Origin of the sequence: Sporomusa aerivorans (assembly GCF_041428895.1) — a bacterium.
Lineage (GTDB): Bacteria > Bacillota > Negativicutes > Sporomusales > Sporomusaceae > Sporomusa > Sporomusa aerivorans.
Window position 1 is genome coordinate 5,514,406 of sequence record NZ_CP156926.1, and the last position, 13,570, is coordinate 5,527,975.

Sequence of the window (13,570 nt, forward strand, 5' to 3'; positions counted from 1 at the left end):
CTAGTACCGGCCCTCTCTTTACCGCCGGTGTCCCTTTACGACTGACGGCACACCAGCTGCCTGGCATAACTGCTTAATTTTTCCCGCGTCTCCTCCAGTTCCCTGGCTGGCACGGACATGCCAACTATGCCGGCACCGGTATGGAGCCAGGCATTGTTATCTTTTTGAAAAATGGTCCGCAGCACCAGAGCGGCATCCAGGGCACCATCACTGTCAAAAGTTAGGACGCAGCCGCTGTAGAGATTGCGGGAATGAGGCTCAAATCTGCCGATGGCTTCAATCGACTCCCTTTTGGGAATCCCGGAAGCGGTGACGGCAGGGAAGAGGGCGTTAAAGGCATGCCATGAGTTATAACCGGCTTTCAGTTTTCCTTTTAACCGGGAAGCGATATGTTGAACAGTCCCTCGGTGGGCAACTGACATGAAATCACTCACGGCAATGGTTTCGGCCTCACAAACGCTTCGCAGCTCTTCAAACGCCAGCTTTACGGAAACCGCGTGTTCGGCAATCTCTTTCGGGTCATGCAAGAGTTCATTTCTGAGCCTGCGCTCCTCTTCGTCGCTGCCGCCGCTGGCGCGTGTTCCCGCAAGCGGCTGGGTGCTTACCCAGCCTTGGGCGTCGACTTCAGCAACTGTTTCCGGACTGAACCCGGCCGCTTGCAAACCGCCGAAGCTGAGAAGATAAGATCGCGCAGGCGAGTTGGCCTTTCGGCCGGCAAGATAACTGGCGGCCATGTCGAGTTCCCGGTTAAGCGGGATTTTTCTGGACAAAATCACTTTATGATATTTGCGCTCCCCAATTTCCTGCACAGCGCCGGCCACGGTTCTCATATATTCTTCTGCGTTATGCGTATTTACCCACGGCGCGTCCAGCTTCTGCCTGCCCACTCTTTGGGCAAGGCCGGTTGCGAAAATTTTATTATGTCCTCCGGCCAGCAGCATTTTTACGGCAGTGCCAACCTCGGCCAATTGGTCTTCTCTTAGTGCTCTTAACAGAATATTGCCTTGAGTAAACCGCACTTCAAATTCAGGAATAAACAGTTGCAGGGCAGTCATCCTCAGCCAGCAGCGGCAGGTTGTGATTATAGCGAGCCAGTCCAAAGTTGGCAACCCCGTAAGCACGCCAGTTTTTAAGCGGAACTGACGCGAAGGCCCGGTCAATAGTCTCGCTTAATGTCCCATTTTCAAACTGCCGTGTTTTATTATTGGCTTTTAGGGTTGTATGGGCGGAATCAACCGTTAGTATGGCATGAATTCCCAGCCCCAGGGATAATTCTTCCTTATTTTCATAAAGGAGATAGTCGGCAAAAATCCCGGATTCAATAATTGCGGCCGCCGTATAATGAGCATCACCGGTAAATTCAATTGTTTCTTCCCGGTAGGCCGCCGGGTAAGCTTCTGTAGTGCGGACAGCTCCTGCCGCCATGGTTTTCAGTTTTGTCTTGTCAACTTTGCCGACACTGGTAAGCGGCCAGAAATCCAGTAATTCAATTTGATCCGGCATTTTGTAGCGCGCAATTCCCAGGTCATGCAGAAATTTATGAATGTCGGTAAGACTGAGCTGCCGCTGGTCGGTTAGCACATAGGCGCAGCTTCTCTCTCCCAGAGTTTCATCGGGAAGTCCGATCAAGGCGGCGGCTTTTATCTCCGGGTGCAGGCATAGATAGGACTCGATTTCAGCCGGCATAATCTTTTCACCGGCCCGGTTGATTTGCTCTTTTATTCGTCCCCCGATCTGGATATTCCCCGCCGGCGTGATTCTCGCCTTATCCCCGGAACGATAAAAACCATCCGGGGTGAAATCCTTGCGGTTCTGCTCGGGCGCCCGGTAGTAGCCGCTGATGGTGTAAGGGCCTCGCACCAACAGTTCGCCATATTCGCCTGCCGCAACATCGTTTCCGTCCTGGCCGACAATGCGTATTTCATCCCCCGCCGAAATGGGGCGTCCCTGGCAACTGTGGATGACATCATCAGGGTCGTCCGGCGAAGTGCAGCAAATGAGTCCTTCCGCCATGCCGAAAACCTGCTGCAGCCGGCATTTCAGTGCCGGCATTATGCGTTTCGCAAGGTTTTCATCCAGCATAGCGCCGCCTACCTGCAGGATTTCAAGGCTGGAGAGGTCGCTCGCGGTATCCCACTCCCGTACCTCAAGCCACAGATTGACCATCGCCGGTACAAGCGCGGTGATGGTCACCCGCTCTTTTTCAATAAGGGGAAAGGCTTCATCAGAGCTTGTGGTGGTGCACAAGACGATCTTGCCGCCGGCTGACAGTGTTCCCAGGATGCCGGGGCAGCAGAGGGGAAAGTTGTGCGCAACCGGCAAAACGGCAAGATAAACGCTTTGCTGGTTCAGTTGGCAGCGGTCTGCGGCAGCTTTGGCATTATAGGCGTAATCAGTATGCGTCCGGGGAATCAGCTTGGGAATGTCGGTGGTCCCGCCGGATAAAAGCAAGAGGGCCGTGTCCCGGTAGAAAGGTGCTTCCAGGTTTGCCGGCGGCCTGCTGATATCAGCCAGGTTGACGCTGCCGTCACTTTTACCATCGGTAATAAGGAATCTTACGGACGGATGCTTTTTCAGCAGTTGATCCGCCATTTTTCTATAATCAAAACCCAGAAAAGTTGTCGGTATAATATAGGCAACCGGTTTTGCCAGCGCGAAGATTCCGTCAAGCTCGCCCTCCCGGTGAGCAGGCAGAGCAAGCACCGGCACAGCGCCGGCACGGAACAGGGCAAAGCAAGTAACCACGAAGGATATGCGGTTCGGGAGCTGTACAATCACATTGTCGCCTTTTTTTATTCCCATATGAAAAAATCCGGCGGCCAGTTCATCAGCTTTACGGTCAAGTTCCCAATAGGTGAGTCTGGCGCCGTCCTCAACAAGCGCAATCCTGTTTTGATATTTTTCAGCCCATACTCTTAATTGCTGCCCAAGAGTTAATGGTTCCCAAAAACCGGGTTGTTCGTATTGTTTCTCAGCGGCAGTCAGCCGTTCCTGGTACGCGTTCATTCTAGCGCCTCCCACAATAGTTATTGATGATCTACCTGCTCTTTCTGTCGCAGCAGTTCCGGCCCGACAGCTTACGCTATAGTAACAGACATTTTTTCTAAATAGGACTGAGTAGAAAACTAGTTATAATTAAAGACTTTTTTGAGTCTTGCTACTTCGCCTGTCAGATTTTCAAATTGTTCAAAGGTTAGCGATTGTTCGCCGTCCGACAACGCCTGGCCCGGATTTGGGTGCACCTCCACCATAATACCGTCCGCGCCAATAGCCATCGCTGCTTTTGCCATTGGCAGGATCATGTCCGTTCTGCCGGTACCGTGGCTTGGATCCACGATAACAGGCAGATGGCTAATCTGCTTTACTGCCAGCACGGCGCTCAAGTCCAAGGTATTTCTTGTATATTTTTCAAAGGTTCTTATGCCCCGCTCACACAGTATTACATTTTGGTTGCCTTCATTCATAATGTATTCCGCTGCCCCTAACCACTCCTGTATCGTTGCCGCAAGGCCCCGCTTTAAAATGACCGGCGTACTGGTTTTGCCCACTTTTTTTAATAGATCAAAATTTTGCATGTTTCTTGAGCCGATTTGCAGAATATCCACATGGTTTGCTGCCAGTTCCACCATGTCCGTGCTCATAACTTCTGTATTAACGATAAGATTGTATTTTTGCCTGGCCCTTCCCAACAGGTATAAGCCGTCAACACCTAAGCCCTGAAAAGAATACGGTATGGTCCGCGGTTTAAATGTACCGCCCCGCATAAATACCGTCCCCAGATTTTGAATCAGTTTTGCGGTCATAAAGATTTGCTCTTCATTTTCAACGGCGCATGGACCCGCAATAATAGCGAACTTCCCGCCCCCTATGCTTGTGTTGCCAAAAGCAATCGTTGTCTTATGATCATCTTGCTGCTTTTTTATTTTTACTAACGCCTCCACTTTATTACCCCCTCGCAGTAATCAGTTTAAAACCACTCTTAATTTCACGGTGAAGCAGCTATCACTCAGTAAAGCGGGACAATATGCTTTTTATATTGAAAGAGGCTCTCAACCACGCCTCATGCTTTCTCATTAATTTTTTGCCACTCCAGCCGTAGTTCCCGGGCTTGAGCGCTTAAATCACGCAGACTATACGGCGAACGCAACAGCGCCGGCGTAGTCCCGGGCAGGCCTGAATGAAATAATTTTCCAGCGTGCCGGCCTTATCCCGTCGCCGCCTGGTGTGAGGATTCTTTTTTCATTTCCCCCGACAGGGGAAATGAAAAAAGAATCCAAGGAACGGCTCAGCCCTTCCCCTGTCGCCTTGACAAAGGCCTCTTTGCATGTCCAGTAAGCGAAAAACGCCTTGTGCCGCTCGCCAGGGGAAAGGCTTTGCAGCGCCACTCTTTCCCGGGGATGAAAATAATGACTGACAATTTCATAAAAGTCCTGTATAGGCCGGATATGCTCCACATCAACACCGAGACTGCGAAATTTCGTGAAGCCAAGAACCGCCAGATTATGCGAATGGGAAATATTGAAAGAGATCTCCGCCTCGCCGCAGTATCCATGTAACTCAGGCTTGCCGTTACAACCGCTCCGGAAACCAACCAGCCGGGGAGAAAGCTCAAGGTATCGCCCGATGCATAGCCGCAGTATCCCATGTGTTACAACAAAGCGCAGCCTGTCCCCCGGAAAACGGAATCGTTGCATGCGGTCTATTTCCGCTTCGTTCAAAAACTCTCCCAGTTCTTTGCTTCTGGCTTCAAATGCCTGTATACATATCAGCCAAAGGTGTACTTCACCAGCCGGCAGTGACAGGAACGCAGCGGAATTCATTTGTCCTTCATCAAACTGGGTTATGCGGACTTGCGGGCAGGCTATGCTGTTATTGGCCAACTCCTCCCCTCCTGCTTTTCCCATTTTGATCTGTAGTAGCAAAATATCCCAGTGACTTCTTTCGGATTACTAATTACCCGCCTGTCGCTGGCAAATGCTGCAAAAGAATTTGCGACACCGATCGCAAAAGCAACTCCCTTCCCGTCTGGAGAAAAAAATGATTTCCCCTGACCAGTTCAACAGTAAAAACGCCGTAGGTATGACCCGCCCATGCTTTAATCTCTTCCCGGCTTGCCTCCCGGTCCTCGGTGCCGCCGAATGCTGAAATCGGACAGGCAAGGGGCGATTCTGCCGAATAGACATAGGTTTCATCAACAGTAAAGTCCGCGCGCAGAACCGGCATAAACAAGTCCATGAGTTCTCTGTTTTGCAAAATTGTCTCAGGTGTTCCGGAAAAACGGCGCAGTTCCTGTACAAACTCAGCATCCGGCAGCTGGTGAAGCGGCTTGGGCTCCGCCAGGTGCGGCGCACGGCTGCCGGCAACGATCAGGCGGCAAGGCTGGATATTCCACCTGCGGCGAAGATGCCGGGCCAGTTCAAACGCAATTCGCGCTCCCAGGCTGTGACCGAAAAAGACAAAGGGGCGCTCTAAGTATGGAACAATCGCCTGGGAAATTGCCGCTACCAGCTCACTCATTGCAGATAACGGCGGTTCCGTTATCCGGTTTTCCCTGCCTGGCAGCTGTATTGGGTATACTCCCACATCAGCCGTGAGGGACTTTGCCCATTCCCGGTAAATGGAGGCGCCTCCGCCTGCATAGGGCAGGCAGAACATGCGGATTTTATCCTGAGGCGCCGGACAGCTAAGCAGCCACGGAGTGACCATTGTTTGCAGTTTCATGTTGTTTCCTCAGTTCTCCTAGATTTGAGCTGCTGCCACACCCTGGCTTTGCTACAAGCCCATATGAGTGCGGCAACCGTACGCCAGGTTGATCTTAGCTATTGCTGCATCGCCAACCGCCGGTATTCATTCGGCAACAATCCGTTTTTTTTTCGAAAGACCGCAGCAAGGCTGCTCGCCTTTTTATAGCCAACACATTGAGAAATCTGATTAATGTTCAGATCGGTATTTGCCAGCAAATGCTCAGCCTGACTCATTCGCTTGTTGAGGATGTAATCGAATACCGTCGTTTTATAGACTTCCTTGAATGTGTATTTTAGCTTTGTGGTTCCCATACAGGCGATTTTGGCCAGCGATTCCAGATGAATCGTCCGGTCGAAATGATCGTCTATATAGGCCGCAACAACTTCCAGACCCTCCAGATCCGGCTGCGAAATCCTTTTTACCGTATTAACCGGTTGTATTTCCCTGGTTCTTTGCACGATAAGAGAAATCGCTTCCGTTACTTTGCCTTCAAAATATAATCTGGCCGCTATGCCGGTAAACCGGCATTTTTTTATTTGCTTTAGCAAAAATACCAATTCCGGAAAATCTGTGGAGCCATCCACGCTGCTAAACGCCTGTTGGGGGTTCTCATACTCCCCCGGGTATTTTGCGCGCAGATAATCCTCGTAATATTCCGGCATAATGGAAATGCTGGTGGAGCGGATCGGAATGTTTTTATGATATAGCGCCTGATACAGATTATTGTTGCCGATATGCCCCCGTATACAGGAGCAGGCGAGGCGTTTGTACGGTTCTAACTGCTCGCCGGAAACCGATTCATAATAACCGATGTCTAAATACCTGGGCTGCGGATATTCCACAAAAAAGTCCTCGTAAAAGACAAAATCCAAAACCGAAATGGAAAACAGATTGGCAAATGTATATACCCAGTAATGTCCTTTACCCTTTTCCGGTGAAAGCCTAAAACAGGTCCCTTCCCGGCTGAATCCCTCATTGCTGGTATCACGGTAAAAGCCGCTCTCTAGCAGGAAGGATTCATACATATCCTTTTGTAAATCTTTTATTGTTACCACCACCGCTGCTTCATGCGGTCAGCCGCACTGTAAAAGTTTTCAAATCAGTTTCCAGCTGCATTCCGCCGCAAAGGCCAGCACTGTCATTATCCAGGAATTTTTTTACCCTAATTGCCCTGCCTCTAAATCCGTTGCTCAACACCAAAAACAATCTGCCGGCCCGCCATCGGATAGAGTCCGGTAAAGCCGCTGGCGTCCCCGTACGAATCATGCAGCTCATAGGCTTCATTGGTCAGGTTGTAGGCTTTCACATAAATGCGGGTAAGGGAATCGGGCCGGTAATTGACCCCCACATCGGCCACCCAGTAGTCGGAAGCGGAATATGCCTGCCGGCTGCGGCCGGTCGCGCCCCGGAGTGAAAAATCGGCATTCCATTTGTCCTGGCCGTACTGCAGTCCCAGGCGGTAGCCATGCGGTTCATTATTGCTGAACTCGTCCCGCCGGGTCGCTCCTTCTTCCTTGATGTCGGTATACGAATAGCCAGCCGTTACCTGCCACTGCGGCGATAAGCGGTGTTTCAGGCTCAAGTCCAGTCCCTTTCTTTTCAGCTCATTGACATTTTGCCACTGGTACTTGTTGGTGCCGACCGTAATGTAGTCAAGGGCATTTTCCAGCCGGCTGCTGAACAGGCTGGCCTGGAGTTCGGTCCCGGCCGCGAGACGGGTGTTCAGCCCCAGGGTGATCACATCGCCGGTTTCCGGCTTGAGATTCAGGTTGGGCACCATGAAGCCGCCGCCATAGACATCGGCGATAAACGGGGTCTTGAATATCTGGCCCCAGGAGGCATAGAGATTGGTAGAGTCATTAAGTTTGCGGTTAGCCGTGACCCGGGTCGTGACTTTGGAACCGAACAGGGTGTAATCGTCATAACGGGTCCCGGCGGACAGTGACCAGTCCTTGGGCAGCCGCCAGTTATTTTCCAGAAAGAAAGCCCGGTTGGAAATCTTTTTGTCATTGTAGGTATAGCCGGTGACTCCCATAAAGGGAATCGCGTACTCCAGGGAATCGGCGGTAACCTGGCGCCAGGCAGCGCCGCCCAGCAGGGTATAGCGGTCGCTTATTTTCCAGGTCTGCTGCCATTCCGCCCCATCGGCCTGGTTGGTATAGGACAGGCCGTTGAAATAATAATCCGGATAGTACATATTCATATGATTATTGTAGTCATAGGTCAAATAGTTGCGGTACAGGCGGATAAAATTATTGGCCTGTTCGCCCTGATTCCAGCTATAAGTCAAAGAAACATTATTCTCTACATAGGTCTTGACGATATTGGCGAAATAATTGGTGCCACCGCCGGAATCAACAAAGGCATGGTAGTCCGGCATGACGTTAAAACCTTTCCGGCCGTCGGTATGGTCAACGGTCAGAGTGAGCGACCGATCCCGGCCAAAGTCCTTGTCCAGGCGGAAGTTCAGCTTATCCTGGTTCAGATCCGTGTTGACGGCTCTGGCGTCCTTGTCGCCGCTGTAGCCACTGTGATAGTGATAGTCGTCCTGGCGTTCCCGCTCCAGATTGAGCCGAAAGCTCCAGTCGCCGATTTTGTCCTCGGTCGCCAGTTTGTAGCGGCGCAGCCCCCAGCTGCCGGCTTCCGCCGTATAGCGGGTGGACGGCCCGGAACTTTTCCGCGTAATGATATTGATGACGCCGCCGACCGCATCGCTGCCATACAGGGCGGAAGCCGGCCCCCGGACGATTTCAATCCGTTCGATGCTGTCCACATTGGGCAAATAATCGAGATCGGCGCCGGACTGGCCCATATGCATGCCGCCGCCTTTCCAGTTGACCTCCCGGCCGTCGACCAGCACCAGTACGCGCACATCGCCGTTGAGCGTCGGCACGCTGGCCGTCCGGTCTTTTTGGATGGTCACGGTGGTATTTTTCAAAACATCGGGAACATTGACCGCGCCGCTCCTTTCGATGTCCTCCCGGGTAATGACTGTTACACTGGCCGCCGTTTCCGTTTTTTTGACCGGCATCCGGTTGGCGGTCACCACATACTCGTCCAGGCTGAATTCCTGCTCTTCTGCATAGGCCGTTGCTCCGGCCAACAGTACTGTACAACCGACCAGTGCACCGACTAAACGCTGTTTTTGCTTTCTCCTCACACTATCACCCCATCATAATGTTAAAACAGACAAACTATATATTTTTTTAGTTGGCGGCTTTCGCCGCTTAGGCAATGCCGGCTTTTTTAAAATGCGTGTGCAGCAGCCGTTTTCCCCATAAACTGCCCAGGCAGGCCGTAACCGCCGTAAGCAGGCAGATCACGCCAAGCATTGTCGGGTTCATAAGCTGCAGGCATTCCTGCAGTATGGCCATTTGCTCTGTACCATTGGCCGCCTGCTGCGCCACATAGGCGTCTTTCATGAAAGTAAGCGGAAAGCTTTCCCCTACGGCAAACCCCAGCATGTAGCAAACAAAACCAGCTGTCCTCGCACTAAACTTTTCCCGCCCCATATAGCGGCATACAAATTCGCCCAGAACTCCTCCCAGGAAGATGCTTAAGCCAAACACACCGGCCGGGGCCATATTTAAAAAGACCAGTCCCAGTATGGCGCCACTGATGACAAAAACCCCTGGCATCGGCGCTTTCGCAAGCATCAACATAAAGATGATTCCTCCTGGAATTGCTAAAATAACCGGCATAAAAATTAAAACTACCGGAATCAGTCCAATGGTAAAACCCATCAGCATAAAAATTCCAATGATTAAGGCATTGAAAATGCCGATAGTGATTAAATATCGGACCGTCTGACTGTTATGCCTTGTTGCCGCTAGCATTACCTTCCCCCCTTATTTGTGGTTATTGCCGTCGTAACCGGTCAGCTTGCCATCTTCCGTCAGATACAGGATTTTATCAAAGGTACTTGCCGCAAATTCCTGATCGTGCGAAATAACAAAAATACACCGTCCTTCCTGCGCCAGTGTTCTGATGATCCGGCTGACTTTTATCATGTTCTCGCCATCCAGGCCGCTGGTAGGCTCATCCAGAAACAAAAGCTTAGCATTGCGCATGCAGGCCAACGCAATCGCCAGGCGTTGTTTTTGACCGCCCGAAAGAGAGGCGGGATGGGTCTCTTTATAGGCTTCCAGCTGAAAAAAACGCAGACATTGTTCTGCCCGTTCCGTAATGTCAGGAAACGCTTTACAACCCAACAACATCTCTTCCCATACGCTGGGGGCGAAAAGCTGGTAATCCACGTCCTGCATAACATAGAACGAATTTTGGATTCGCGCCTCTCTCCCGGCCGTCTTTCCCTGAATAAGTATGTCTCCCCGCTTTTGTCTTTCCAGTCCCATCAAAACTCGTATCAAAGTGCTTTTTCCAGCTCCGTTTTTCCCCATGATGCCGATAATTTCACCACAATACGCGCTTAACGAAATATTATCCAGAATTGATTTTCCACGGTTATAACCAAAGGATACAGCCGTTGCCTGCAAATAAGGGAGCTGGTTGCCTTCCTGCTGGTGGAGCGTCTTGACTTCCGCCAGCCGGCCGGCCTTACCTGCGAAACGCAGTCCCCTGTCCCGGAACCACTGGCCCGGCTTTGCAAAAAAATCTTTGCCGCTAAAATCCTCCTGCGCTTGTCCGTTTTCCATAAAAACCACACGGTCAGCCAAATCTTCCAGATAGGCAAGCTTGTGTTCAGAAACAATGACGGTATGGCCTTTGTCTTTGAGTGTGCGCAAGATATCGCGAAGCTGATCAGTTCCCACTGAGTCTAAATTCGCGGAGGGTTCATCCAAAACATAAAGCTCAGGCTCTAATGCATAAACCGATGCTACCGCTATTTTTTGTTTTTCGCCGCTGGACAGCGCAAAAATAGATTTTGTCATCAGCCCGTTAAGGGTTAAATCCTGGACGGTTTTTTTTATTTTGGCTTGCATCGTGCATCTTTCAATACCGTAGTTTTCACTGGGAAATGCCAATTCGCTGCCAACATGCAAAGTAAAAAACTGGGAGCGAGGATCCTGAAAAACCGATCCTACCCTGCGTGATATATCGCGAATAGAGGCCGTTTTTATGTTCAGACCGGCGACAAGTACTTCCCCCTGTAACTCAGCGTCAAAAAAGTTCGGTATTAAACTGTTGGTCAAGCGGGTAACCGTTGTTTTCCCACAACCGCTCTTGCCTGTTAAGATTACGAATTCGCCTTTTCTTACATTCAGGGTAAAACCCGTAAGACTTTCCTGGCTGCTATTTTTGTAGGTAACATGCACATTCCGGAGTTGAATCACTGTTTTTTTCAGTCTACTATCATCCTGTTGCGGCATGGTTTCCGTCATAACGTCTGCTTCCGGCCCTTTCCCCGCCCTGGTATCAGTCCTAAGTCTCGCAAGGGTTTTCTCCTTTCTACCAAATGAAACTGTCAAAGAGGTTATGATAGTGCAAAATAATGAAGGTCACGGCAACCACCGCGCATGCAATGCAGCAGAAGGCATCCTGCTTATTAAAACTAACCCCGCCACAGGACGTCCTCAGGTGTTCTGCGTCCAACCCTTTGCATAACGCCGCCGCCGCCAGCTCATCGGCCAGTTTGCCGCTGCGAATCAGCAAGGGAACCATAAATTTTTCGACTGTCGTTACCGGGTGTAAAAGCATACCGGTAAACGATGGCTTCAGGCCCCTCATTTTCAAACTATCTTTGACATACATAATTTCACACCTCACTGTAGGTATATAACGATAGACCACAGCCAATGGAATAATCAGCATCTTGGAAACACGCATCTGCTCCAAGGCAATAATCAATTCATTCATAGGTGTCTTTTCCAGCAGGATCATGTAGGCCATGTAAACAGGTATGAGCCGGAATAATAGTAAAATAATCATCGCAATAATCATACTGATTGGCTGTATGGGTATAAGCCAAAGAAATTCATTGACTGTCAGTAAGGCCGTATACCAAGCCAAAAAGTAGCCGGCCGTTACTATCATCTTTTGAAAAACCATGATTACGGCCAGTATCGCAAACATAATAAAAAGCTCAAGGCGGCTCCCGCATAAGAAGGTCAATAAAGATACAATAACGACCAGGAACATCCATACCCGGGGATCTGGCTTGGCAGCTTTAAAGACAACGGTACCATCCACTAATTTCACCTCCGCTCCATTTAATGATAATGATTATCTCTATCACTTGTAAATCATACCAAAAATATCCAGATCAATCTACCTCTAAACGGATTAAATAAACAGTAAACGGATTTTCTTACGCCAACTACCGTTTAGGACCGCTGGCGCATCCCTGGCGTCTCTATCCGGCGACTAACCCGCTCTAAGACCTCACTTCTACAAGTGGGAGTTAAGACCGGCTAAGTCTACTTTATCGAGAAGGAGCAAAAATAAAAAACGACTGTACCAAAAATGATACAATCGTGAATTGACTCTCTTAAACTATTCCCTATGCGCCAGGTACTCACTCGGACTAAGGCCAAATTTCTTACGAAATGCCAGTGCGAAGTAACTGGCATTTGAATAACCGATGTAGGCAGCCACTTCCCCTACATTCACATTCTTCTCCTCAAACAACTGCTTGGCCAGTTCCAGCCTTTTCTTCACAACATAAGAATGCACGGTTTGGCCGAACAGCTGCTTAAAACCATTCTTTAATTTAAATTCATTCAGGCAAATCAATTTGGACAAACCGGCAAGGGTTGGCGGCGAGATAAAGTTTTGATCCAAAATTTGCCTGGCGTTATAAATACTTTTTACATCCTGCCGGGAAAGGTTGGAGCAACGGCTTGGCAGCGTTTCTTTCTGATAGATGGTCTCATTTAAATAAACTGCCATAAGCTCAAGCAGCTTCCCTTCCATATAGATGGTGCGTACCGGGTCATGATAAGGACAATGGGCCAGTTGATGCAAAATGATTTTCATGGCCGGTGACAGTTTATGGGTGAAGAAAAATTTGTTTGGTATTTGCAAGCTGCGTAATGCGGCTGATAAGCAGTCCCCCCTGAGATCCCTGAGTTTGTCGGGATAGATTTCCACGGTGACAATCCTATGCCGGAGATTTGGCTTAAACATTACGCGCTGTAGGTCGGTTGCGCTGAAAGCAAGAAAATTAGCAGTGTCGATAACCTGTTCTTTATCCTCCAGAACAATTTCTCCCGCCAGACAAAAATACAGCACAATGCGTGGAATGCTAAACTTAGCGCCGCCTCGCACTGTTTCACAAAATGTAAGTTCCGAGTCCTTGACCTGAGCAAAAGAACTGGTTAGCAGCTGCCGCACATGCCCATGGCCAAATTGCGGGGGTATTGGGGAGCAGTTGATATTACTTTGGGCGGAATACATCAAATACGGCCTGTCGTTATAAAACAACCAGTGCTCTTCTACTTCTGCTTTATTTTGTCTATCCATTTTCAATCCATGCATAGCCCTCTCCTTTGAATATACGAAATTAAGCTCTGAGTAGTCAAACCATGAAAGATCACAGTCCTGCTTTTGCTAGCACAATGAGTAACTACGTATAAAAATCCTTGAAAACGTGGTTAATACCGCAATCGGACAATAATATGTCTTATTCAGACACATTTACGGTATTTACATTGACTACACACGTCAGCGATAGGTAAGATAAAGTTATTCAAAATGATTATCATTATCAATATTAACATTTTTTGGATCACTATTCAAGTTAATAAGAGCATTGGTTCACACATTAGCACCTGCACATTCCCACGTACGTAGCTCATAACAAGGCCCTTTACTATCGTAAGCGTATTCCAGTCACGAATTAAAACTAAACAAAAAGGAGTGGCAC

11 protein-coding genes are annotated in these 13,570 nt (G+C 49.4%); all 11 read right to left on the reverse strand.

Annotated features, from left to right (window positions below; all coding sequences use genetic code 11):
- Positions 1–35 precede the first annotated feature (35 nt).
- Positions 36–1,055 carry a salicylate synthase gene (locus SATMO3_RS26280; protein ID WP_371373281.1) on the reverse strand — a complete coding sequence of 340 codons (1,020 nt, stop codon included), beginning with the start codon at positions 1,053–1,055 and terminating at the stop codon, positions 36–38.
- The gene (locus tag SATMO3_RS26285) at positions 1,027–3,006 is read right to left on the reverse strand and encodes a (2,3-dihydroxybenzoyl)adenylate synthase (protein WP_371373284.1); all 1,980 of its coding nucleotides are present in this window, start codon (positions 3,004–3,006) and stop codon (positions 1,027–1,029) included. Before SATMO3_RS26285 ends, SATMO3_RS26280 begins: the two co-directional genes overlap by 29 nt.
- A gap of 119 nt (positions 3,007–3,125) precedes the next feature.
- On the reverse strand, positions 3,126–3,941 hold the full coding sequence (gene aroF, locus SATMO3_RS26290) for a 3-deoxy-7-phosphoheptulonate synthase (RefSeq protein WP_371373287.1): 816 nt from the start codon (positions 3,939–3,941) through the stop codon (positions 3,126–3,128).
- A gap of 189 nt (positions 3,942–4,130) precedes the next feature.
- Positions 4,131–4,880, reverse strand: a complete 750-nt coding sequence (locus tag SATMO3_RS26295) for a 4'-phosphopantetheinyl transferase superfamily protein (protein WP_371373290.1) — start codon at positions 4,878–4,880, stop codon at positions 4,131–4,133.
- Positions 4,881–4,953: 73 nt separating this feature from the next.
- Positions 4,954–5,721: a thioesterase II family protein gene (locus tag SATMO3_RS26300; RefSeq protein WP_371373293.1), complete on the reverse strand. Its 768-nt coding sequence runs from the start codon at positions 5,719–5,721 to the stop codon at positions 4,954–4,956.
- A 98-nt stretch (positions 5,722–5,819) separates the two neighbouring features.
- Positions 5,820–6,800, reverse strand: a complete 981-nt coding sequence (locus SATMO3_RS26305) for a helix-turn-helix domain-containing protein (protein WP_371373297.1) — start codon at positions 6,798–6,800, stop codon at positions 5,820–5,822.
- A 122-nt stretch (positions 6,801–6,922) separates the two neighbouring features.
- Positions 6,923–8,905 (reverse strand): TonB-dependent receptor plug domain-containing protein, encoded by a 1,983-nt coding sequence (locus tag SATMO3_RS26310; protein ID WP_371373300.1) that lies wholly within the window; start codon positions 8,903–8,905, stop codon positions 6,923–6,925.
- Positions 8,906–8,972: 67 nt separating this feature from the next.
- Positions 8,973–9,581: an MptD family putative ECF transporter S component gene (locus SATMO3_RS26315; protein ID WP_371373303.1), complete on the reverse strand. Its 609-nt coding sequence runs from the start codon at positions 9,579–9,581 to the stop codon at positions 8,973–8,975.
- 12 nt (positions 9,582–9,593) lie between these two features.
- The gene (locus SATMO3_RS26320; protein WP_371373306.1) at positions 9,594–11,087 is read right to left on the reverse strand and encodes an ABC transporter ATP-binding protein; all 1,494 of its coding nucleotides are present in this window, start codon (positions 11,085–11,087) and stop codon (positions 9,594–9,596) included.
- A 67-nt stretch (positions 11,088–11,154) separates the two neighbouring features.
- Entirely contained in the window at positions 11,155–11,895 is a 741-nt protein-coding gene (locus SATMO3_RS26325) for an energy-coupling factor transporter transmembrane protein EcfT (RefSeq protein WP_371373309.1), read from the reverse strand.
- A 303-nt stretch (positions 11,896–12,198) separates the two neighbouring features.
- Positions 12,199–13,182, reverse strand: a complete 984-nt coding sequence (locus SATMO3_RS26330; protein ID WP_371373313.1) for a helix-turn-helix transcriptional regulator — start codon at positions 13,180–13,182, stop codon at positions 12,199–12,201.
- Between the last annotated feature and the right edge of the window lie 388 nt (positions 13,183–13,570).

What these genes read in the sequence shown, in the direction of transcription:
- SATMO3_RS26315 (WP_371373303.1), bottom strand. Translation starts at nt 9,581, where the DNA reads ATGCTAGCGGCAACAAGGCATAACAGTCAGACGGTCCGATATTTAATC.
- SATMO3_RS26280 (WP_371373281.1), bottom strand. Translation starts at nt 1,055, where the DNA reads ATGACTGCCCTGCAACTGTTTATTCCTGAATTTGAAGTGCGGTTTACT.
- SATMO3_RS26285 (WP_371373284.1), bottom strand. Translation starts at nt 3,006, where the DNA reads ATGAACGCGTACCAGGAACGGCTGACTGCCGCTGAGAAACAATACGAA.
- SATMO3_RS26330 (WP_371373313.1), bottom strand. Translation starts at nt 13,182, where the DNA reads ATGCATGGATTGAAAATGGATAGACAAAATAAAGCAGAAGTAGAAGAG.
- SATMO3_RS26320 (WP_371373306.1), bottom strand. Translation starts at nt 11,087, where the DNA reads ATGACGGAAACCATGCCGCAACAGGATGATAGTAGACTGAAAAAAACA.
- SATMO3_RS26300 (WP_371373293.1), bottom strand. Translation starts at nt 5,721, where the DNA reads ATGAAACTGCAAACAATGGTCACTCCGTGGCTGCTTAGCTGTCCGGCG.